At 61.2% G+C, this 22,543-nt stretch carries 18 protein-coding genes; 4 read left to right on the top strand and 14 right to left on the bottom strand.

What is annotated here, in order from left to right; translation table 11 throughout:
* The first annotated feature begins 64 nt into the window (after positions 1-64).
* The 3 genes from HRH33_RS03640 to nadE all read left to right on the top strand — a co-directional run bounded on the left by HRH33_RS03640 (position 65) and on the right by nadE (position 3,172).
* Positions 65-955, top strand: a complete 891-nt coding sequence (locus HRH33_RS03640) for a LysR family transcriptional regulator (protein WP_034136669.1) — start codon at positions 65-67, stop codon at positions 953-955.
* Positions 956-1,126: 171 nt separating this feature from the next.
* Entirely contained in the window at positions 1,127-2,341 is a 1,215-nt protein-coding gene (gene pncB, locus HRH33_RS03635) for a nicotinate phosphoribosyltransferase (protein ID WP_034136668.1), read from the top strand.
* 3 nt (positions 2,342-2,344) lie between these two features.
* Positions 2,345-3,172, top strand: coding sequence for an ammonia-dependent NAD(+) synthetase (nadE, locus tag HRH33_RS03630; RefSeq protein WP_167416805.1), 828 nt, complete (start codon positions 2,345-2,347; stop codon positions 3,170-3,172).
* A 106-nt stretch (positions 3,173-3,278) separates the two neighbouring features.
* Here nadE and azu read toward each other — a convergent pair whose 3' ends face one another.
* Positions 3,279-3,725 (bottom strand): azurin, encoded by a 447-nt coding sequence (gene azu, locus HRH33_RS03625; RefSeq protein WP_034111536.1) that lies wholly within the window; start codon positions 3,723-3,725, stop codon positions 3,279-3,281.
* A 332-nt stretch (positions 3,726-4,057) separates the two neighbouring features.
* Between azu and HRH33_RS03620 the strand changes: the two genes are divergently transcribed.
* The gene (locus HRH33_RS03620) at positions 4,058-4,240 is read left to right on the top strand and encodes a hypothetical protein (RefSeq protein ID WP_034095623.1); all 183 of its coding nucleotides are present in this window, start codon (positions 4,058-4,060) and stop codon (positions 4,238-4,240) included.
* A gap of 46 nt (positions 4,241-4,286) precedes the next feature.
* Here HRH33_RS03620 and HRH33_RS03615 read toward each other — a convergent pair whose 3' ends face one another.
* The 13 genes from HRH33_RS03615 to rnr all read right to left on the bottom strand — a co-directional run bounded on the left by HRH33_RS03615 (position 4,287) and on the right by rnr (position 22,400).
* Complete coding sequence (locus tag HRH33_RS03615; RefSeq protein ID WP_167416804.1) at positions 4,287-5,177, bottom strand: transglutaminase family protein; 891 nt, start codon at positions 5,175-5,177, stop codon at positions 4,287-4,289.
* Positions 5,177-7,663: a circularly permuted type 2 ATP-grasp protein gene (locus tag HRH33_RS03610; protein WP_167416803.1), complete on the bottom strand. Its 2,487-nt coding sequence runs from the start codon at positions 7,661-7,663 to the stop codon at positions 5,177-5,179. The genes HRH33_RS03615 and HRH33_RS03610 overlap by 1 nt, the downstream gene beginning before the upstream one ends.
* 95 nt (positions 7,664-7,758) lie before the next feature.
* Complete coding sequence (locus HRH33_RS03605) at positions 7,759-11,049, bottom strand: transglutaminase family protein (RefSeq protein ID WP_173603362.1); 3,291 nt, start codon at positions 11,047-11,049, stop codon at positions 7,759-7,761.
* Positions 11,050-11,237: 188 nt separating this feature from the next.
* Positions 11,238-11,687 carry a hypothetical protein gene (locus HRH33_RS03600; RefSeq protein ID WP_034136663.1) on the bottom strand — a complete coding sequence of 150 codons (450 nt, stop codon included), beginning with the start codon at positions 11,685-11,687 and terminating at the stop codon, positions 11,238-11,240.
* Complete coding sequence (gene ssp4, locus HRH33_RS03595) at positions 11,684-12,616, bottom strand: Ssp4 family T6SS effector (protein ID WP_034095618.1); 933 nt, start codon at positions 12,614-12,616, stop codon at positions 11,684-11,686. The genes HRH33_RS03600 and ssp4 overlap by 4 nt, the downstream gene beginning before the upstream one ends.
* A 208-nt stretch (positions 12,617-12,824) precedes the next feature.
* Positions 12,825-15,128 carry a YgiQ family radical SAM protein gene (locus tag HRH33_RS03590; RefSeq protein WP_047881402.1) on the bottom strand — a complete coding sequence of 768 codons (2,304 nt, stop codon included), beginning with the start codon at positions 15,126-15,128 and terminating at the stop codon, positions 12,825-12,827.
* 97 nt (positions 15,129-15,225) lie between these two features.
* Complete coding sequence (gene dnaB / locus HRH33_RS03585; protein ID WP_034095616.1) at positions 15,226-16,623, bottom strand: replicative DNA helicase; 1,398 nt, start codon at positions 16,621-16,623, stop codon at positions 15,226-15,228.
* Between the two features lie 111 nt (positions 16,624-16,734).
* A complete protein-coding gene (gene rplI, locus HRH33_RS03580; RefSeq protein ID WP_003171376.1) occupies positions 16,735-17,181 on the bottom strand; it encodes a 50S ribosomal protein L9 in 447 nt (148 codons plus the stop codon).
* An 18-nt stretch (positions 17,182-17,199) separates the two neighbouring features.
* Positions 17,200-18,093, bottom strand: a complete 894-nt coding sequence (locus HRH33_RS03575; RefSeq protein ID WP_034095615.1) for a YybS family protein — start codon at positions 18,091-18,093, stop codon at positions 17,200-17,202.
* A gap of 36 nt (positions 18,094-18,129) precedes the next feature.
* The gene (gene rpsR, locus HRH33_RS03570) at positions 18,130-18,360 is read right to left on the bottom strand and encodes a 30S ribosomal protein S18 (RefSeq protein ID WP_002551829.1); all 231 of its coding nucleotides are present in this window, start codon (positions 18,358-18,360) and stop codon (positions 18,130-18,132) included.
* Between the two features lie 28 nt (positions 18,361-18,388).
* Positions 18,389-18,811, bottom strand: a complete 423-nt coding sequence (rpsF, locus tag HRH33_RS03565; protein WP_003236224.1) for a 30S ribosomal protein S6 — start codon at positions 18,809-18,811, stop codon at positions 18,389-18,391.
* A gap of 200 nt (positions 18,812-19,011) precedes the next feature.
* Positions 19,012-19,776, bottom strand: coding sequence for a 23S rRNA (guanosine(2251)-2'-O)-methyltransferase RlmB (rlmB, locus tag HRH33_RS03560; protein ID WP_034136661.1), 765 nt, complete (start codon positions 19,774-19,776; stop codon positions 19,012-19,014).
* A complete protein-coding gene (gene rnr / locus HRH33_RS03555) occupies positions 19,773-22,400 on the bottom strand; it encodes a ribonuclease R (protein WP_167416801.1) in 2,628 nt (875 codons plus the stop codon). Before rnr ends, rlmB begins: the two co-directional genes overlap by 4 nt.
* Positions 22,401-22,543: the final 143 nt, after the last annotated feature.

Genomic DNA, 22,543 nt, shown 5'->3' with positions numbered 1-22,543 from the left:
ACAAACGACGATTAGGCGAGATATCATTCCGTTTATTCATGCCAAGAATTAAAAGAGGCACCCCGTGCTGAACAAACGACATTTGCCTTCGATCACCGCCTTGCAGTGCTTCGAAGCCGCCACGCGCCACCTGAGCTTCACCCGCGCCGCCGAGGAGCTGAACCTCACCCAGAGCGCGGTGAGCAAACAGGTGGCGCAATTGGAAGAGTTGCTGCAACACCTGCTGTTCCGCCGCGTGCGCCGGCGCTTGCAGATGACCCCGGCGGGCGATCTGTATTTGGTGGAAGTGCGCAAGATCCTCACGCAGGTGGAGATGTCCACCCATTACCTGCGCTCCTACGGCGGCGAGACCGAAGTGCTGCGGGTGTCCACGCCCTACACCTTCGGCGCGCGCTGGCTGGTGCCACGCCTCAAGGGCTGGCGCTTGCGGCACCCACAGATCCATTTGGACCTGTGCAACGAGCAGGAGCCGGACGAACTGCTGCAAGGCAAGGCCGACATGGCCTTCTACTTCGGCCCAGGCTCACGCCCCGGCACCGAGAGCCTGAAGCTGTTCAGCGAAGAGCTGGTACCGGTGTGCGCCCCGGAAAGCCTGCCCCCGCAGCCCTTTACCGACCCGACCCAATTGAGCGAACTGGTACTGCTGCAAAACGCTTCGCGGCCTCAAGGCTGGCACGACTGGTTCGCCAGCCAGGGCTACCACACCGAACACAGCTACCACGGCCCGCGTTTCGACACTTTCTATATGTGCATCCGAGCGGCGCAGGTGGGGTGCGGCGTGGCGTTGTTACCGCGTTTTCTGGTGGAAGAAGAACTGGCCGACGGCAAGCTCGTGATCCCCTGGCAGCATGCGATGCCTAGCCAGGATGCGTATTACCTGGCTTACCCGGAGCACGCGGCCGAAGTGCCCAAGGTGCGCGAATTTGTGAAGTGGATGATGGAGCAGGTGATTTAGTGCCTGGAGTGGAATGCATTTCAAATGTGGGAGGGGGCTTGCCGCGATTAGGCCAGTGGCCTCACCGAAAAAATGTCTGGCAAAACCCCTCAGGTCTATGCGCCACTAGCCCCCTTCCTTAATTGTGCGTAAAGGTCGGCCCCCTCGCCGACCCATCTGGAGATTCCCGTTATGAGCGAGAGTGTGTTTGCCGATCGCATCGTGCAGAACCTGCTCGACACCGACTTCTACAAACTGACCATGATGCAGGCGGTGCTGCACAACTACCCCAACGTGGAAGTTGAATGGGAATTCCGTTGCCGTAACAGCGAAGACTTGCGCCCCTACCTGGCGGAGATCCGCTACCAGATCGAGCGCCTCGCCGAGCTGAGCCTGAGCCCGGATCAGCTGGGTTTTCTGGAGCGCATCAGCTTTATGAAGCCGGACTTTTTGCGCTTCCTCGGGCTGTTCCGCTTCAACCTGCGCTACGTGCAGACCGGCATCGAGAACGGCGAGCTGTTTATCCGCCTGCGCGGGCCATGGCTGCATGTGATCCTGTTCGAAGTGCCGTTGCTTGCCATTGTCAGCGAAGTGCGCAACCGCTACCGCTACCAGACGGTGATCCTCGAACAAGCGCGCGAGCAGTTGTACCGCAAGTTCGACTGGCTGACGGCCAACGCCAGCAGCGACGAGCTGTCGGAGCTGCAAGTGGCCGACTTCGGTACCCGTCGGCGCTTCTCGTACCGAGTGCAGGAAGAAGTGGTCAGTGTGCTCAAACATGACTTCCCCGGCCGATTCGTCGGCACCAGCAACGTGCACCTGGCCCGCGAGTTCGACATGAAACCCCTGGGCACCATGGCCCATGAATGGATCATGGCCCATCAGCAGCTCGGCCCGCGCCTGATCGACAGCCAGATCGCCGCGCTCGATTGCTGGGTTCGCGAATACCGTGGCCTGTTGGGTATCGCCCTGACCGACTGCATCACCACCGACGCGTTCCTCGGCGACTTCGATCTGTACTTCGCCAAACTCTTCGACGGCCTGCGCCACGACTCCGGCGACCCGGTGCAGTGGGCGGAAAAAGCCATCGCTCACTATCACAAGCTGGGCATCGAGCCGATGAGCAAGACCCTGGTGTTTTCCGACAGCCTATCGCTGCCCAAGGCCCTGGAGATTTTCCGCGCATTGCGGGGTCGCATTAATGTGAGCTTCGGTATCGGCACCAACCTGACCTGTGACATTCCGGGGGTGGAGCCCATGAGCATTGTGCTTAAAATGACCGCCTGCAATGGCCAACCGGTGGCGAAGATTTCCGATGAACCGGGCAAGACCCAATGCACCGACCCGAATTTCGTCGCCTATTTGCGTCACGTTTTCAAAGTACCTGCCCTATCCAGCAAGGAGTGAACCATGCAAGCCGTACAGCGTGAGATTGCGCAGCAGCTCAAGGTCCAAGCGCCATTCAATGACCAGGCCGCGCTTGAAGCCGAAGTGGCGCGGCGCGTGAAGTTTATTCAGGACTGCCTGCGCAACTCCGGGCTCAAGGCCCTGGTGCTGGGCATCAGTGGCGGCGTCGATTCCCTGACCGCCGGCCTGCTGGCTCAAGGGGCGATGCAGGAATTGCGCGCCAGCACCGGCGACGAGGCCTACCGCTTCATCGCCGTGCGCCTGCCCTATGAAACCCAGTTCGATGAAATCGACGCCCAGGCGTCAGTGGATTTTATCGACCCGGACGAGCGCCACACCGTCAATATCGGCCCGGCGGTCAAAGCCCTGGCCAATGAAGTGGCGGCGTTTGAAGGTCAAGCAGCGGTGTCCCGCGATTTTGTGTTGGGCAACACCAAAGCGCGGATGCGCATGGTGGCGCAGTACACCATCGCCGGTGCGGCGGGCGGCTTGGTAATCGGTACCGACCATGCGGCGGAAGCGGTGATGGGCTTTTTCACCAAGTTCGGCGACGGGGCCTGCGACTTGGCGCCGTTGAGCGGGCTGGTAAAAAACCAGGTACGTGCGATTGCACGGCACTTTGGGGCGCCGGAATCCCTGGTGGAGAAGGTGCCGACCGCCGACCTGGAAGACTTGTCGCCGGGTAAGCCGGATGAGGCGTCACATGGGGTGACTTACGCTGAGATCGATGCGTTCCTGCATGGCGAGCCGGTGCGGGAAGAGGCGTTCAGGATCATCTGCGAGACGTATCGCAAGACCGAACACAAGCGGGTCATGCCGTTTGCGCCGTGAGTTGAACCAGGCAGAACGTCATCGGGGGCAAGCCCCCTCCCACAGTTGACTGTATTCACAATCCAAGGTGGTAGGGGGCTTGCCCCCGATGAACGATTACGCGCGCTTACTTGACGACCACAGTGCCTTTCATCATCGAGATGTGGCCTGGGAACGAGCAGAAGAATGCGTAATCAGTACCCGCGGCCAGCTTCGACACGTCGAAGGTCACGGAATCTTTCTCGCCGGCACCGATGATCTTGGTGTGGGCGATGATGCGGGCGTCGTCTTCTTTCAGGTAGTTCTTTTCGATACCGGCGGCCATGCCATCGGTCGCGACCGGCTGCATGTCAGCGGCGCTGGTCAGCACCCAGTTATGGCCCATGACGTTTTTTGGCAGGCTGCCGGAGTGAGTCAATTCGACGGTGAATTTTTTGCAGCTCTTGTCGATCGTGATTTCCTTGGTGTTGAAGGACATCTGGTCAGTGGAGTCGACGGTAATCTTGCACTCTGCAGCCAGCAACTGGCCGCTGGCCAATGTCAGCAGGGAAACAGCAACGATTTTGGCAAACATGTGAATCTCCAAGGCAGGGTTAAAAACGCATGATGCGGCAAGGGTGCCTGAGACAGGCACGATTTCCTATGATCTGAATCAACAAATTGTATACAACTTTAGGCTATCAGACCTATCGACATAATCAACCGGCCAAAGTGCCGCAGCCTGCTTATGATCGGCTCCATCATCCACTGGAGTCCGAGCCATGCGCCTCAACCAACTGTTCAACGGCCTGCTGGCCGCCTACGCCTGCGGTAAGTGAAGGCCAAGCGCGCTGCTAAGCTGCTACCATGGCGACCCGAGGCAGCCGCGTGCCGCCCACCCTCACCTTCGACCCTAGAGGATTGCCCATGGCCAAACCTAATTACTCCTTCGCCAAACGTCAGAGAGACTTGGCCAAGGAACAGAAGAAAGAGGAAAAGCTGCAACGCAAGAAAGCCGCCGCCGATGAAGAAGCCGGCGCGCTGAACCCGGATGCCGATGGTGAAGAAACGAGCGACGAGACCGAAACACCAAAAGATCCGGCTGAATAATTTTCTTTGTGGTGAATAGGCCCGCCCTGTTCACCACAATCCACCGTTACTCCAGCGGCATCACCGTCACCCGCACTTCCGGGTCATGGCTCCCTCCCCCCAGAATCACCCCACGCAACGGCGACACATCGGAAAAATCCCGGCCCCAGGCCAGGGTGATGTGCTCCAGTGCCGGCTGTACGTTATTTGTCGGATCGAAATCCACCCAGCCCGACACCGGGCAATACACAGAAACCCACGCATGGGACGCATCGGCGCCGATCAGCCGTGGCTGGCCGGGTGGCGGCTGGGTGAGCAGGTAACCGCTGATATAACGCGCCGCCAGGCCACGGGAGCGCAGGCACGCAAGCATCAGGTGGGCGAAGTCCTGGCACACGCCGCGACGGCGTTCCAGCACCTCCACCAGCGGTGTAGCGACCTGGGTGGCTTCGGCATCGAAGGTGAATTCACTGAAGATCTTCTGCATCAACGCCTGCACGCCCAGCAGCAATGGCCGCCCCGGCGCAAAACAGCTTTCCGAAAAATCGACGAAGGTGTGTTTCAGATGCACATAGGGCGACTCGAAGCGATAACGGCACGCTTCGATCACCTCGGGCGACATCGGGCGACTGCTGTAGGTCAGGCTGTCGCGGGTTTGATCCCAGGCGGGTGACCGGGCGAAATCCGGCGCCGGGCGCGCCAGTACTTCCACGGTCAATCCGGCGTTGACCAGCAGTTCGTCATGGGGCCGCTCGAACGCCAGGCGCGTGATGGGGTTGCCGAACACATCCAACTCATCGCGGCGTGAAGACGGCGACGGGCTGATATCCAACTGTTGCGCGCTGCAGCGCTGCCACTCACACGCACGCGGCCACAGATGCGCCAACTGCTGGGCCAGGGACACCGGGCTGTCGTAGTGGTAATGGGTATCGTGGAAAATCTGATAGCGCGCACTCATCACAGCGACACCGTTTGCTGGCTCACATCATCCACATGGGCAAAGTGGCGTAGCGCCAGGCGATCCGACACTTGACCACTCTCATCGGCCACCGCTTGCAGCAGGTCGGCCAGGCCATCCAGCGCGGCGCGTACGCCGGACTCGCCGAACAGCGGGTTCTCCAGGCAACTCAGGTCGAAGCGCGTAAGGCGCTCCACCAACGGCCCCAGGCCGGTTTCCCGCGGCACGCCAAAGTCGTCATTGAGCCGCCGCAAGGTGCGGCTCACCAGTTTGAGCTGGAACAACACCGCATGGGGGTTCTGCTCGTCCAGCAGCAACAGGTCGAGCACCGGGATGAGTTGCGGCACCGCCAGGTAGCGCGAGCGGTAGGTGATGCTGCTGTTGCCCAATTCCAGCAACCATTCCAGCCCCGCTTGATCGAACACCGCCACGCCGCGCAGGAACGCCGCAAGGCTGCTGCTGAGAAACTGCAGACGCTCGATGCGCCGCCCCATCATCAAGAAGCGCCAGCCTTCATCGCGAGTCATGTCGTCCAGGGCGAACCCGGACAGCGCCGCGAGGGACATCACCAGGCGGTTGAGAAAGTCCAGCAACTCGCCGAAGTCCGCCGTTTCGCGCTCCAACTCCAAGGCTTCGCGCTGCAGCTCCACCAGGGCCTGCCAGTTTTCCCGGGACAACTTGCCGCGCACCTGGGACGCCGCCCATTGCAAGCGTTGCAGGTTGGCGCGCAGGCTCGACGGCCAGTCGTCACCCAGCAACGCGGCCAGCAGACGCTCGGGCAGGTCGCCCTCCTCCGGCAACAAGCGCAAGTTCTCGCCCAGTTCCACCGCCGCCTGCAACGCCAGCGGGTCGTCGCCGTCGACATAGCGCGCCAGCACGATCCGCAGCCAGCGCGCGCTGTCATCGCAGCGCTCGCAATACCGGCCGAACCAGAACAGGTTTTCCACCACCCGCGAGGGCAGATACGGGTCGCGGCGCACCAGGTCATGGGCGCCGATGGAACGCTGTGCGCGCCACTGTTCGCCGCCGGGCGCCCGCTCGCCGAGCACCCAGGTGTCTTTGCTCGCGCCACCGCGCTGCATCGACACCACCTCGGCATCGGCCTCGGCGGCGACGCGCGTCAGGCCGCCAGGCAGCACGCGATAGCCGTCGTCGCTGGCCACGGCGTAAACGCGCATGCCGATGGCACGGTGTTGCAGGTGATCCTCTTCGGTGTGCCACACCGGCGCCTGGGACAGTTGCGCCAGCTCCTGGGCCACGTACGCGTAAGGGCGCGCGCGCATGCGTTCGGTCAGGGCCTGGCGCTGCGCATCATCCAGATCGCGGCCAAACACGGGGGTAAAACTCTGCGAGGCAAATGCCGGTTTGATCAGCAACTCCGGCAGTTTTTCCAAGGCTTCGGCAAGCACTGGCGCCTCGCCGCACCACCAAGTGGCGATGGACGGCAGGATCAGTTCTTCGCCAAACAAAAACTGGTTGATTTTCGGCAGAAAGCCCAGCAAACCCGGAGACTCCAGCACGCCGCTGCCCAGGGCATTGGCCACCAGCACATTGCCCTGGCGCACCGCATCGAGCAGGCCGGGCACGCCGAGGGCTGAGTCGGTGCGCAGCTCCAGCGGGTCGCAAAAGTCGTCGTCCAGGCGGCGCATGATCGCGTTCACGCGGCGCAGGCCACTGAGGGTTTTGAGGAACACGCGGCTGTCGCGCACGGTGAGATCGCCCCCCTCCACCAGCGGGTAACCAAGCTGACGGGCGAGGTAGAGGTGTTCGAAGTAGCTTTCGTTGAAACGCCCTGGGGTAAGCAGCACGATCAGCGGCGTCTGATCATCGCCGGGGGCCTGGCGCGCCAAAGTTTCCAGCAGTGTGCGGAAAAAACCGGTGAGGTGCTGCACCTGCAAGTCGCGGTACAGGTCCGGGAAGGCGCGGGACACGATGGTGCGGTTTTCCAAGGCGTAGCCGGCACCCGACGGCGCCTGGGTGCGGTCAGCGGTGACCCACCAGCGGCCATCCGGGGTGCGCGCCAGGTCAACCGCATACAGGTGCAAAAACGTGCCATCGGGCGGCTGGATGCCCTGGCACGGCCATAGGAAGTTGTTATGCCCGAACACCAGTTCCGCCGGCAGCAGACCTTCCTTGATCAAGCGCTGCGGGCCATACAGATCGGCCAGCACCGCATTGAGCAAGCGCGCACGCTGGGCGATACCGGCCGCCAGGTGCTGCCACTCGTCAAAGGCCAGCACATGGGGCAGCAGGTCCAATTCCCATGGGCGGTCGGCGCCTTTAGGGTCGGCGTAGACGTTGTAGGTCACGCCGTTTTCCTGGATCTGCCGGGTCAACAGCGCCTGGCGCTGGGCCAGCTGCGCCGGGGTGCTGCGCTGCAGGTGATCGAGCAGGCGTCGCCAATGGGCACGCACTACACCGCTGTCGTCCAGCAATTCATGATAAGTGCCCGCGGTCAGCGGGTAACGGTCGAGCAAGTCGGACATGGAACGCTCGGCAGAGGCAAAGGGGCTCAGGTTAACTCAGATTCATTGCAATCAACGGTGGGCAGGAGCTGGGCCCTCCCACCTTTCAATCGCAGTCAGTCATTCTTATTGGCAAAGCGTCGTAGATCCAGGGTCATCGGTAATTCATCGTTGATCACGATGGTCGGTACGGGGAGCTTTCCGGGTGTATGGCCGAGCCGGAAAAACCGCGCCATGCGCCGGCTCTCCGCCTCGTTGGCATTCACCGGCAAGCTGTCGTAATTGCGCCCGCCCGGATGCGCAACATGGTACTGGCAGCCGCCCAGCGAGCGCTGCATCCAGGTGTCGAGCAGGTCGAACACCAGCGGCGCATGCACCGGGATGGTCGGTTGCAGGCAGTTGGCCGGTTGCCAGGCGCGGTAGCGCACACCCGCGACGAACTCACCGACACGACCAGTGGGTTGCAGCGGCACCGGGATGCCGTTGCAGGTCAGCAGATAACGTTGTGGCGGCAGGCCGGTGAGCTTCACTTGCAGGCGCTCCAGGGACGAATCCACATAACGCACCGTGCCGCCCGCCGCGCCCTCTTCGCCCAGCACATGCCAGGGTTCCAGGGCCTGACGCAATTCCAGCTCGATACCGCTGACGGCATAGTCGCCGACCTTGGGAAAACGAAACTCCAAGTGCGCGGCAAACCATTCGGCCCGCAGCGGATACCCTGCGGCATTGAGTTCGACGATAACGTCGGCAAAGTCCTGCTCGATAAAGTGCGGCAGCAGGAAACGGTCATGCAGCTCGGTGCCCCAGCGCGCCAGCTTGGCCGGGGCATAGGGTTCACGCCAGAACCGCGCGACCAAGGCGCGCAGCAGCAACTGCTGGGTCAGGCTCATGCGCGCATGGGGCGGCATTTCAAAGGCACGCAGTTCCAACAGGCCCAGACGACCGGTGGCGCCGTCGGGGGAGTAGAGTTTGTCGATACAGAACTCGGCGCGGTGGGTATTGCCCGTGACATCGATCAGCAGGTTGCGCAGCAGGCGGTCGACCTGCCACGGCGGGCATTCCTCACCGGGTTCGGGCATTTGCGCGAAGGCGATCTCCAGCTCGTACAGCGCATCGTTGCGCGCTTCGTCCACCCGCGGCGCCTGGGACGTGGGGCCGATAAACAGCCCGGAAAACAGGTAGGACAACGACGGGTGGTTATGCCAGTAACTGATCAGGCTGCGCAGCAGATCCGGGCGGCGCAAGAACGGCGAATCCTTGGGCGTGGCGCCGCCGAGTACGAAGTGGTTGCCGCCGCCGGTGCCGGTGTGGCGCCCGTCGATCATGAATTTTTCCGTGGTCAGTCGGGTTTGTCGCGCCTCTTCGTAGAGAAACTCGGTGCGCTCTACCAACTCATCCCAAGTGGCGGACGGTTGCACGTTGACCTCGATCACGCCCGGGTCCGGCGTGACCCGGAAGTTGCTCAGCCGCGTATCGGCCGGTGGCTCGTAGCCTTCCAGCAGCAGCGGGCAATGCAGTTCTTCTGCGCTGGCTTCGATGGCGGCGACCAGTTCCAGATAATCTTCCACGCGCTCCAGCGGCGGCATAAACAGGTACAGCCGCCCTTCGCGAGCCTCGGCGCACAGCGCGGTGCGGGTCAGCCAATCGGCGGACTCGTCCACCTGCGGCATGCGTTCGTCGCTGGGGGCCGGCTCGGCGTGATGGTGCAGTTGCGCGTTATCCGGCAGCTCCGGCAGATCCTGGTTAGGGTCTGTGGGGTGCACGAACGGATACTCCGCCGCCGTTACCCAGGGCTGCGACGCCAATGGCAGGCGGTAGCCCAGGGGCGAGTCCCCCGGCACCAACCGGCAATGGGTATCGCGCAGGTACCAGCGCCCGCTCTGCCAGCGGTCATTGGCCGCCGTGCGCGCCAGCGGCAGCACATGGCCGATGACTTTATCCAAACCCTGGCTGAACACTTTGCGCAGGCGCTCGCGTTCAAGTTCGTCGCTGAGTCGCGGGTCTTGGGCCGTGACGTTCTGCGGCAGTGCACCTTCGCGCCACAGGTAATAAAACTGATCTTCGAAGGCCGGGAACACGAAACGCGCCGGCAATTTGAGGCGCTCGGCGACGCTGGCCAGGAAGCGCCCAGCCAACTCGTCGTTGGCGCCGTAGTCCTGCTGCTCGTCGGCGACCAGTGCGCTGTTGTGCCAGATCGGCACGCCGTCGCGACGCCAATAGCAATTGAGCGACCAGCGCGGCAGTTGTTCGCCCGGGTACCACTTGCCTTGGCCGAAGTGCACCAGGCCCTGGGGCGCGTAGTGCTGGCGCATGCGCTGGAACAATTGGGCGGACAGGCGCCGCTTGTCCGGCCCCAGCGCGGCGGTGTTCCACTCGGCGCCGTCGGGGTCGTCGATGGACACGAAGGTCGGTTCGCCGCCCATGGTCAGGCGCACGTCGTGCTTGAGCAGGTCGCCGTCGATCTGCCGGCCCAGGGCCTGGATCGCGTGCCACTGCTCTTCGGTGTAAGGCTTGGTGACGCGTGGCGCCTCCCAGATCCGCTCCACCGACATTTCATGGGCAAACTCGCACTCGCAAGGCTCCACCAGCCCACTGATAGGTGCGGCAGAGGAAGGATCGGGGCTACAAGCCAACGGAATATGCCCTTCCCCCGCGAACAGGCCGGAGGTGGCATCCAGGCCGATCCAGCCGGCACCAGGCAAGTACACCTCACACCAGGCGTGCAGGTCAGTGAAATCCACATCGGTGCCGGACGGCCCGTCCAGGGCTTTGACGTCGGCGGTGAGCTGGATCAGATAACCCGACACAAACCGCGCCGCCAGCCCCAGGTTGCGCAACAGTTGCACCAGCAGCCAGGCCGAGTCGCGGCACGAACCCGAGGCGTTTTCCAAAGTGAATTCCGGGGTCTGCACACCGGGTTCCATGCGGATCAGATAGCCGATGTCCGCCGCCAGGCGTTGATTGAGGCCCACCAGAAAGTCCACCGCCGGCAGCGGCGTGCGGTCGATACCGGCCAGGTAAGCAGCGAACTTCGGCGTCAGTGGCAGGGTTTCCAAGTACGGCGCCAGCTCGCGCTGCTCGTCGACGGCGTAGTTGAAGGGAATGTTTTCGGCGTAGGGCTCAAGAAAAAAGTCGAACGGATTGAACACCGCCATCTCGGCGACCAGATCGACTTCAATACGCAGTTCGGCGGTCTTTTCCGGAAACACCAGGCGCGCCAGGTAATTGCCCTGGGGATCCTGCTGCCAATTGATGAAGTGCTGCTCGGGCAGCACTTTCAGCGCATAGGACAAAATCCGCGTACGGCTGTGGGCCGCCGGGCGCAAGCGCACAATTTGCGGGCCGAGTTCGACAGCACGGTCGTAGCGGTAATGCGTAACGTGGTGCAACGCGACATGAATCGACACGGCGGCCTCCTGCGAGCCAGGGCATGGGCACATAGCGCGCAAGACTTATGCCAGAGCAGCGGTCATTGCGCGTTATCGTAAGACCCGGTGCAGTACAGCACCAAAACGGCGCCATCGTAGAGGGCAATAGTGCAAGCGTTGCACCTATTTGTGACGCGAGTACGCGAATAAAGGGCAAATCCAGCCAATCAACGGGCTTTTCGCTGCGCAACGACGGCTTGGCGCAGACGACGTATTTCGAGGAGTCTGTGGCGCATTTCGCGGTGGCGCTTGCTGTTGAGCAATAGCAACCCCAGCAAAGGAAACAACAACGCCGAGCCGTATACCAGCAAGTGAAGGTCGTATTGAATCATCGGCACGACGAACAACAGGCAGCACACCAGGTAGCCTGCCACCAGCCTGGTCGCCCAGGGATAGCCTCGAGCGATCATCACGTTGCCAAACACTAGCACCGCCACCAATACCAGGATCGCAGCCCCTGAATAGCTGGACTTGAGCGCGGGATCAACTCCGCGCAGGTACGTCACGCCCGCCATCGACACTGCGGCCGAGCCAGAAAAGATCGCCATGAACACGGTACCCATGAATACGGGAAAATAACGCGCCAGGAAGCTGCCCATGTCGGGAAAGCCCTTCATTCCGTCAAATCCTCGAACAGACCGATCGCAATGGTTTCAGCCGTGCCCACATGGCCGGTTCGATAGCTGCCCCAGATCCCCAGCAGGCCCCCCAATGCATCCTTGATTTGCGTCAGCGTGGCATGACGGATTTGCGTCGAGCTGTAGCTTTTGGTCAGTTTGCCGGCACGCTGCTGCAATTTGATCAATTTGGGGGTCAGGCTCGGGTCTCTCAGGCTGAGCAACTCCTTGGTCAACTTCTTACGCTCCTGGCGCGTCAGACCTTTGAGCAACTCGTACCAACTCTTGCCTAATGCGGCAGCTTTTTTGGCCTTGAGCAGCCGGAACGTGGTCAAGGCGCCCGTGCCGATGCCCACCAGCGAGGCGGCATCGAGAACTGGGGAAACGGCGCCATACCATTCCGCGTCGTCCATGCGATCGTTGGCTTCAGGGTCAAGCACTTCGTTGTAAGTACGCGCCACGCCAAAACCGCATTGCGCGCTGCTGGCCAATGCCGCCGTGACGCCAATGCCCACCACAAAAGCACTGGCGCCGGCGGTGAACGGTACAGCGACACTGCCGCTGAACACCACAATCCAGCCAATCACCGCCGCGCCGCAGGAAAGCCCCATATCAAACGCCTCCTTCTGCAGGCGACCTTCACGGGGGTCGGTCTTCACCTGCTCCACAAACTGGGCAGGCGAAATGTACTTCTGCGCTTCACGCAAAATGATGCGCTTGGGCTTGATACTGCAAATGGGCTTGAATTCGCGCAGGGTGACGACGTTGAAGTCGGCGTCGATATACACCACGCCTGCGCCGACGATGCCGGGGTCGGCGTCAATGGCGGCGAATAAGCGTGGCAAGTTGATCTGACTTTCGATGCGCTGGCGCGCCATGAACTGGGAGCGGTTGGAGTCCATACCGATGCCGGCCAGAGGGTTGCCCATGAGGAGTTCTTCCTTGAAGGGTGGAGACTGGACTGACGCTATCGGGGGCAAGCCCCCTCCCACAATTGGAGCGTGAATGCGGTCAAGTGTGGGAGGGGGCTTGCCCCCGATAGCGATTTAATGAGCGCCACCTTACCAAACAGCCTCACCCCCGACCAGAAAGCAAAACGCCAGCACAAGGCTGGCGTTTTGCATTTTCAAGCGATGATCAACGCGGCACCACAGGCTTACGGGCTGGCTTGCCGCCCTTGCCCTTGGCCGCATCGCTACGTTCCTTAGCCGCCTGCTTGTTACGCGCCTGGGCCGCGGCCTTGGCTTGTTCACGCTTGTCCCACGGGTTGCTGCCGTCGCTGCCACGAGGTGGCAGGCCGGTGTGCTGGGTGAGGATCTTGGTGGTGGTCTGCTTGGCGACCTTGTGGCTACCGGCCGGCGTCGAGTTCTTGCGACGGGCGCTCTGGTAGCTGTCGGTGCTCGGCTGATGCAGCGGGATCAGTTGGTCCTTGCCCGGCCCGATCAGGTCGGCGCGGCCCATGCGGGTCAGCGCTTCGCGCAGCATCGGCCAGCCTTTCGGGTCGTGGTAGCGCAGGAAAGCCTTGTGCAGACGGCGCTGCTCCTCGCTCTTGACGATGGTTACTGCGTCACTCTTGTAAGTGACCTTGCGCAGCGGGTTCTTGCCCGAGTGATACATCGCGGTGGCGGTGGCCATCGGCGACGGGTAGAACGCCTGCACCTGGTCGGCGCGGAAACCGTTGCCCTTGAGCCACAGCGCCAGGTTCATCATGTCTTCATCGGTGGTACCGGGGTGAGCGGCGATGAAGTACGGGATCAGGTACTGTTCCTTGCCCGCTTCCTTGGTGTACTTCTCGAACATGCGCTTGAACTTGTCATAGCTGCCGATGCCCGGTTTCATCATCTGGTTAAGCGGACCTTCCTCGGTATGTTCCGGGGCGATCTTCAGGTAACCACCGACGTGGTGAGTCACCAACTCTTTCACGTATTCCGGCGATTCCACGGCGAGGTCGTAGCGCAGACCGGAGGCGATCAGGATCTTCTTCACTCCCGGCAATGCACGGGCGCTGCGGTACAGCTGAATCAACGACGAATGGTCGGTGTTCAGGTTCGGGCAGATGCCAGGGAACACGCACGATGGCTTGCGGCACGCGGATTCGATTTCCGGGCTCTTGCAGGCGATACGGTACATGTTCGCGGTCGGGCCGCCGAGGTCGGAGATCACCCCGGTGAAGCCTGGGACTTTGTCACGGATCTCTTCGATCTCGCGAATGATCGACTCTTCGGAACGGTTCTGGATGATGCGGCCTTCGTGCTCGGTGATCGAGCAGAAGGTGCAGCCACCGAAACAGCCACGCATGATGTTCACCGAGAAGCGAATCATGTCGTAGGCCGGGATCTTCTCCTTGCCGTACGCCGGGTGCGGGACGCGTGCGTAAGGCATGCCGAACACGTAGTCCATTTCCTCGGTGGTCATCGGAATGGGCGGCGGGTTGAACCACACGTCCACTTCACCGTGCTTTTGCACCAGGGCGCGGGCGTTGCCTGGGTTGGTTTCCAGGTGCAGCACGCGGTTGGCGTGGGCATAGAGCACCGCGTCATTGCGCACTTTTTCCACCGACGGCAGGCGGATCACGGTTTTGTCGCGGGTCATCTTGGGGCTGGCCAGGATCTGCACGACCTTGGCTTCTTCCGGGTCGTCGACCGGGCCTTTCTCCTGCTCGATGGCGCAGGCCTGGGTGTCCTGGGTGTTCACGTACGGGTTGATGATCTTGTCGATCTTGCCCGGACGGTCGATGCGGGTGGAGTCCACTTCGTACCAGCCCGCCGGCGTGTCACGGCGGATAAACGCGGTGCCGCGCACATCGGTGATGTCTTCGATCTTGTGGCCCCAGGACAGGCGCTGGGCCACCTCGACGATGGCCCGCTCGGCGTTACCGTACAGCAGGATATCGGCGGTGGCGTCGATCAGGATCGAGTTGCGCACGCGATCCTGCCAGTAGTCGTAGTGGGCGATGCGGCGCAGGGAAGCTTCGATGCCGCCGAGCACGATCGGCACATTCTTGTAGGCTTCCTTGCAACGCTGGCTGTACACCAGGCTGGCGCGGTCCGGGCGCTTGCCGGCCATGCCGCCAGGGGTGTAGGCGTCGTCGGAGCGGATTTTCTTGTCGGCGGTGTAACGGTTGATCATGGAGTCCATGTTGCCGGCCGCGACACCGAAGAACAGGTTCGGCTCGCCGAGCTTCATGAAGTCGTCTTTGGACTGCCAGTTCGGTTGCGCAATGATCCCGACGCGGAAGCCCTGGGACTCCAGCAGCCGGCCGATGATCGCCATGCCGAACGACGGATGGTCAACGTACGCATCACCGGTGACGATGATGATGTCGCAGGAATCCCAGCCAAGCTGATCCATCTCCTCCCTGCTCATCGGCAGGAATGGCGCAGGGCCGAAACATTCGGCCCAGTACTTGGGATAGTCAAATAACGGCTTGGCTGTTTGCATGACGGTGACCGGTGTTGAGATGAAAAATCGCGGGCGCGGAATATAGCACAAAATATGACCAATTCCGACGGTAATGGTCGGAATTGAGCAGAAGGCTTTATTCGTCGTCGTCGAAGTTGTAGCTGCCCGGCGCCAGGTTTTCGAAGCGCGTGTACTTGCCGATAAACGCCAGGCGGATAAAGCCGATCGGCCCGTTCCGCTGCTTGCCGATGATGATCTCGGCGATGCCTTTATGCTCGGTCTCCGGGTGATACACCTCGTCGCGGTATACGAACATGATCACGTCGGCGTCCTGCTCGATCGCACCCGATTCCCGCAAGTCGGAGTTCACCGGGCGTTTATTGGGGCGCTGTTCCAAGGAACGGTTGAGCTGGGACAGTGCCACCACCGGGCAGTTGAATTCCTTGGCCAAGGCTTTCAAGGAACGGGAGATCTCGGAAATTTCGTTGGTGCGGTTATCGCCGCTGGAGCCCGGGATCTGCATCAGCTGCAGGTAGTCGATCATGATCAAGGCGATGTCGCCGTGCTCACGCACCAAACGACGGGTACGCGCACGCATCTCCGAAGGGCTGATGCCCGCCGTGTCATCGATAAACAATTTGCGGTCGTTGAGCAGGTTGACCGCCGAGGTCAGGCGCGGCCAGTCGTCGTCTTCCAACTGACCGGAACGCACTTTGGTCTGGTCGATGCGGCCCAGGGACGACAGCATACGCATGATCAGCGATTCGCCTGGCATCTCGAGGGAGTACACCAGCACGGTCTTGTCGCTGCGCAACACGGCGTTTTCCACCAGGTTCATCGCGAAGGTGGTTTTACCCATCGACGGACGGCCGGCCACGATGATCAAGTCGGCCGGCTGCAGGCCGCTGGTCTTCTCGTCGAGGTCGGTGTAGCCGGTGGAAATACCGGTAATGGCCGCATCGGTGTTGAACAAGGTGTCGATCCGATCAATGGCTTTGGTTAACAGCTCGTTGACGCCTACCGGGCCGCCTGTTTTCGGCCGGGCTTCGGCGATCTGGAAGATCTGGCGCTCGGCTTCATCGAGGATTTCTTCTGCGGTGCGGCCTTCGGGGTTGAAGGCGCTGTCGGCGATTTCAGTGCTGATGCCGATCAACTGACGCAGCGTGGCGCGCTGACGCACGATCTGGGCATAGGCCTTGATGTTGGCGACGGACGGCGTGTTTTTCGCCAACTCGCCCAGGTAACCGAGGCCGCCGACCTGGGAGGTCTGGCCCTCTTTATCGAGTTGCTCGGCCAGGGTCACCACGTCGATCGGGGAGTTCTGGTCGGCCAGCTTGGCGATGGCGCGGAAAATCAGGCGATGGTCATGACGATAGAAGTCCCCGTCCGAGACTTGATCCAGCACGCGTTCCCAGGCGTTGTTGTCCAGCATCAAGCCACCGAGCACGGCCTGTTCGGCCTCGATGGAATGCGGCGGCACCTTCAGGGCAGCGGTTTGCAGATCGTATTGCTCAGGAGCGGAAATATCGTTCATGGCCACTTGGAATTTGGGGTGTGTAGAAAAACAAAAGGCACGACCTGTAAACAGGATCGTGCCCGATGTTAACTGGCTGACACGCGAGGTGCCAGTCAGTTAGGTACAGCCTTAAGCAGCTACCACAACAACGCGTACGGTGGCTTCAACTTCGGCGTGCAGGTGCACGGCTACGTCGAATTCACCTACGTTGCGGATGGTGCCGTTCGGCAGACGAACTTCGCTCTTCTGCACTTCAACGCCGGAGGCGGTCAGTGCATCAGCGATGTCGTGGGTGCCGATCGAACCGAACAGCTTGCCTTCGTCACCGGCGGTGGCAGTGATAGTCACTTCCAGCTCAGCCAGTTGGGCAGCGCGAGTTTCGGCCGATGCTTTTTTGTCTGCTGCGGCTTTTTCCAGCTCAGCGCGACGCTCTTCAAACGCAGCCAGGTTGGCAGCGGTTGCAGCGGTGGCTTTGCCGTATGGCAGCAGGTAGTTACGACCGTAGCCGGCCTTAACGTTCACTTTGTCGCCCAGGTTGCCCAGGTTGGCGACTTTTTCCAGAAGGATCAGTTGCATGTGAAAATCCTCTAACTTTTAACCTTCACCGTTCGCGTTATCGGCGTCTTTCGGCGCCAGACGACCGCGAAAATCAATCAGGCCGTCGACAATGGCCAGAACCACGAGTAACGGATAGATCAGCTGCATGAACAGCAACAGCGTCACGTACAACCCCACCAGCCAAAACTTGGCCAGGCGCTTCTGCGCGGCGAGCCCATGGATCAGGGCCAGCCCGGCAAACACCAGCGGTACACTGCAAATCGGCGCCAACAAGGCCATCTGTGGACCGAAGTTCGGTCCGACAACCATGCACGCCAGCAGCAACATCGCCGGTCCCGCGGGGATTCTGATACTGCGAAACTCGCGACCAAAACCACCCGGGTTGTACAACAACGCCTGCCAATAACGCCCAAGAATCAGGCTCAGCACGCTGACGACCTGCAACAATGCCGCAATCAGGCCGGTCAGGACCGGCGCAATCAGTGACGCAAACCGCGCTCGCTCATCTACCGACAATTGCTGGTAGAGATCCCCGAGGGCCAGCGGCAGGATCTTGACGATCTCCTGCGCCAGCGCCTCGATTTGCGGGCGGAAAGCCGCGCCAAGCATCACTGAGTACACCAACCCCAATGCCACGCTGACCAGCAGCGTGCGGACCCAGGACTCGCTTGCGCGCAAAACCAACGCAAGGCTCGATGACCCCAGCAGTACCAGAAGCACTCGTGGATCACCCATTTGCAGCCACCAGATCAAGGCCGGCAACAAACCCAGGGCAAGAACGCCAACGGCGTCCTTCAAACCGCGCCGCAGCAGCACAAGGCAACCCGCGGCAGCACCCAACCAATAAAGCAACGGCAACGCCGCACAGCCAGCCACTACCAGAGTGGCCTGCATACGACCGCGCATGATGAACTCAGCTAAGGCGCGCATGCATTCAATCCCTTACTACTTGTCGACTGCCCGGTCTCAGCGGCCGTGGCTGTCGGTGTAGGCCAGCAGGGCCAGGAAGCGGGCGCGCTTGATAGCGGTGGCCAGCTGACGCTGATAACGTGCTTTGGTACCGGTGATACGGCTTGGAACGATTTTGCCGGTCTCGGATACGTAGGCTTTCAGAGTGTTGAGATCTTTGTAATCGATCTCTTTCACGTCTTCAGCGGTGAAGCGGCAGAATTTACGACGACGGAAGAAACGTGCCATTTGATAGGCTCCTTAAAAGGTCCGTGGATTACTCGTCAGCGTTATCGCTGTTGTCGCTGTCATCACTATCAGCGCTATCAGCGCCTTCGTGCTCAGGACGGTCGCGACGCTCACGGCGCTCACTGCGGTTTTCTTCAGCCTTGAGCATCTCGGATTGGCCGGTAACGGCTTCTTCGCGACGGATGACCAGGTTACGGATCACTGCATCGTTGTAGCGGAAGTTGTCTTCCAGCTCGGCCAGGGCCTTGCCAGTGCACTCAACGTTCAGCATCACGTAGTGAGCCTTGTGAACATTGTTGATTGCGTAGGCCAGTTGACGACGGCCCCAATCTTCCAGACGGTGGATTTTGCCGCCGTCTTCTTCGATCAGCTTGGTGTAACGCTCAACCATGCCGCCGACTTGCTCGCTTTGATCCGGGTGGACCAAAAAGATGATTTCGTAATGACGCATGAATGCTCCTTACGGGTTGTAGCCTGCCGCTCAAAAACGGTCAGACAAGGAGTGAATGACACTTATGGATCTTGCCGCAGGGAGGCACATCGATGCCTGCCAGGAAGGCAAGGGGCGCAATAGTAGAGGAGCAGGGGGGAAGCTGCAAGCTACAAGCTACAAGCGGTCAACCACCGTGCTGTTAACTTGCAGCTTGAAGCTTAGGACTTACGCGAAGCGACCGCCTTTTTGGCCCCACGCTGACGCTGGGCTTCAAACAAGCACACGCCGGTCGCGACCGAAACGTTGAGACTGCTGACGCTACCGGCCATCGGCAAATGCACCAGGTAATCGCAGTGCTCGCGGGTCAGGCGGCGCATACCTTTGCCTTCGGCACCCATGATCAGAATGGTCGGGCCGGTGAGGTCTTGGTCATAAATGCTGACCTCGGCCTCGCCCGCCGTGCCCACAACCCACAAACCGCGTTGCTGGAGTTTCTCCAGGGTGCGCGCCAGGTTGGTCACGGCCACCAGCGGAATCACTTCCGCCGCGCCGCAGGCGACTTTACGCACTACCGGCGTCAGGGTGGCGGACTTGTCTTTAGGCACAATCACCGCCAGCGCGCCGGCAGCATCCGCCGAACGCAGACAGGCGCCGAGGTTGTGCGGATCGGTCACGCCGTCCAGCACCAGCAACAGCGGCGAGCCCTCGGTACGGTCGAGCAGCTCATCGAGCATGGCCTCGCCCCACACCTGGCTTGGGCTGACATCAGCCACGACACCCTGATGAACACCCTCGACCCAGGCATCCATCTCACGGCGTTCGGCCTGGCCGATGGCAACACGGTTTTCATTGGCCAACTCGACCAGCGCCTGCACGCGCGGCTCGCTGCGACCTTCCGCCAGCCATACCTGCTTGACGCGCTTGGGATGGTGACGCAGCAGGGCTTCTACGGCGTGTACGCCGTAGATTTTTTCCAGACTCATGACTTGGCCTTAGGTTTGCGCGACCCGCCGCTTTTCGCGGGAGCCGAACCCGCTTTCGGCGGGCCTTTACGATGTTTACTCGGTTTGCTCGACGGTTTTTCCGCTCCGTGGGACTTTCCCCCAGACGCCGCTTTACCACCACTTTTGGCTTCGTTGAGCAACTGCTGCTTCAACTCGCGACTCTTGCGCAGCTCGGCGTTTTTCGCCGCCGCGTCGCTTGGGCGATAGGCATCGGGAGCTTTGTCTTTGGCGGACGAACGGCGAGCGGCTTTAGCCGGCTCAGGTTCAGCCGTCTTGGCAGCCGTACCTTTGCCCTTGCTAACTGGCGCAGCGGTATCGCCGCCACGTTTTTTACGGCCAGTCGGCTCGACCGGTTTATCAGGCATACCGAAGTCGATCTTGCGCTCGTCGAGATCGACGCGCATGACCTGCACTTCCACCGTGTCGCCCAAACGGAAGCTGCGACCGGTGCGCTCGCCCGCCAGACGGTGATGCACAGGGTCGAAGTGGTAGTAGTCGCCTGGCAAGGCGGTGACGTGCACCAGGCCCTCGACGTAGATATCGGTCAGCTCGACGAACAGACCAAAACCGGTTACGGCAGTGATCACGCCCGGGAAGGACTCGCCCACGCGGTCTTTCATGAACTCACACTTGAGCCAGTTCACCACATCGCGCGTGGCTTCGTCGGCGCGGCGCTCGCTCATGGAGCACTGCTCGCCCAACTGCTCCAGAGCCGCTTCGTCGTACGGATAGATCCGCGCCTTCGGAATGGTCATGGCACCGGCGCGCTTGACGTGCGGGGTGTTCATCTTGGAATGGATCACACTGCGGATCGCGCGGTGCGTGAGCAGGTCCGGGTAACGACGGATCGGCGAAGTGAAGTGCGTGTACGCCTCGTAATTCAGGCCGAAGTGGCCTTGGTTGTCGGCGCTGTACACCGCCTGGCTCAGGGAGCGCAGCATCACGGTCTGGATCACATGGTAATCCGGACGGTCCTTGATGCTCGCCAGCAGTGCCTGATAATCCTTCGGCGTCGGGCCTTCCTTGCCTTTGTGCAGGGACAGCCCAAGCTCGCCGAGGAAAGCGCGTAGTTTCTCCAGACGCTCCGGCGGTGGGCCGTCATGCACACGGTACAGCGCAGGGATCTCATGCTTCTTGAGGAACTCAGCCGTGGCCACGTTGGCCGCCAGCATGCACTCTTCGATCAGCTTATGTGCATCATTGCGGGTCGTGGGTGTGATCGCCGCAATCTTGCGCTCGGAACCGAAAATAATCCGGGTTTCCTGGGTTTCAAAGTCGATGGCGCCACGCACATGACGCGCGCCCAGCAGCACCTTGTACAGCGCATACAGCTGCTTGAGGTGCGGCACTACACCCGCATACTCGGTACGCAGTGCCTTGGCTTCGCTGGATTTCGGCGTTTCCAGGATAGTGCTGACCTTGTTGTAGGTCAGGCGGGCCTGGGAATGGATCACGGCTTCGTAGAACTGATAGTCGGTCATTTCGCCGGTTTTCGAGATGGTCATCTCGCACACCATGGCCAAACGGTCGACTTTCGGATTCAGCGAGCACAGGCCGTTGGACAATTCCTCCGGCAGCATCGGAATCACGCGCTCAGGGAAGTACACGGAGTTACCGCGCACCTGGGCCTCGTTATCCAGGGCCGAGCCGATCTTCACGTAGCTGGAAACGTCGGCGATCGCCACGTACAACTTCCAGCCGCCGGAGAACAGGCGCAGCTTGCCCGGCTTGGCTTCGCAGTAGACCGCGTCGTCGAAGTCGCGGGCATCTTCGCCGTCGATGGTCACGAACGGCAGATGGCGCAGGTCGATGCGCTTCTCTTTGTCCTTCTCTTCAACTTCCGGCTTGAGCTTGCGCGCTTCCTTCACCACGGCTTCGGGCCAGACGTGAGGAATATCGTAGGTACGCAGCGCGACATCGATTTCCATGCCCGGCGCCATGTAGTTGCCGACCACTTCGATCACATCGCCCTGAGGCTGGAAGCGCGGGGTTGGCCAGTGGGTGATTTTCACCTCGACGAACTGACCGACCTTGGCGTTGGCGTTGCGGCCTGGAGTGATCAGCACTTCCTGCTGCACCTTGGGGTTGTCCGGAACGACAAAACCAATACCGCCCTCTTCGAAGTACCGGCCGACGATGGTCTCGTGACCACGGGATACCACTTCGACAATCACGCCTTCGCGACGACCGCGACGGTCGAGGCCGGAAACGCGTGCCAAGGCACGATCGCCGTCGAACACCAGACGCATCTGCGCAGGGCTCATGAACAGGTCATCGCTGCCGTCGTCCGGGATCAGGAAGCCGAAGCCGTCACGGTGGCCGGCGATGCGACCGAGGATCAGGTCGAGCTTGTCCACAGGCGCGTAGGTGCCACGGCGGGTGTAGATCAGTTGAGCGTCGCGCTCCATGGCGCGCAGGCGGCGGCGCAGGGCTTCGAGCTGGTCTTCGGTGGTCAGACCGAATTCTTCAACCAATTGCTCGCGGCTAGCAGGCGAACCCCGATCGGCGAGATGCGCCAGGATCAGTTCGCGGCTAGGAATAGGGTTTTCATATTTTTCCGCTTCACGAGCGGCCTCGGGATCGAGGGACTGCCAATCGGCCATTAGAGAGTTTTCACCTTGTCTATATGCGGGTTAGTTTGGCATACGCGTATTGAAACGGGAAATTTCAGGCATCAACAAGCGTTTAAACGCCCTTTAAAGCCCTCGCCGGGCACCTTGCACGACCACTGGCGAAATTTTCCAGG

Origin of the sequence: Pseudomonas rhodesiae (genome assembly GCF_013285305.1) — a bacterium.
Taxonomy (GTDB): Bacteria; Pseudomonadota; Gammaproteobacteria; order Pseudomonadales; family Pseudomonadaceae; genus Aquipseudomonas; species Aquipseudomonas rhodesiae.
Note: the sequence above shows the minus strand (reverse complement) of the source record. Positions and strands in the feature narration are given on the sequence as shown.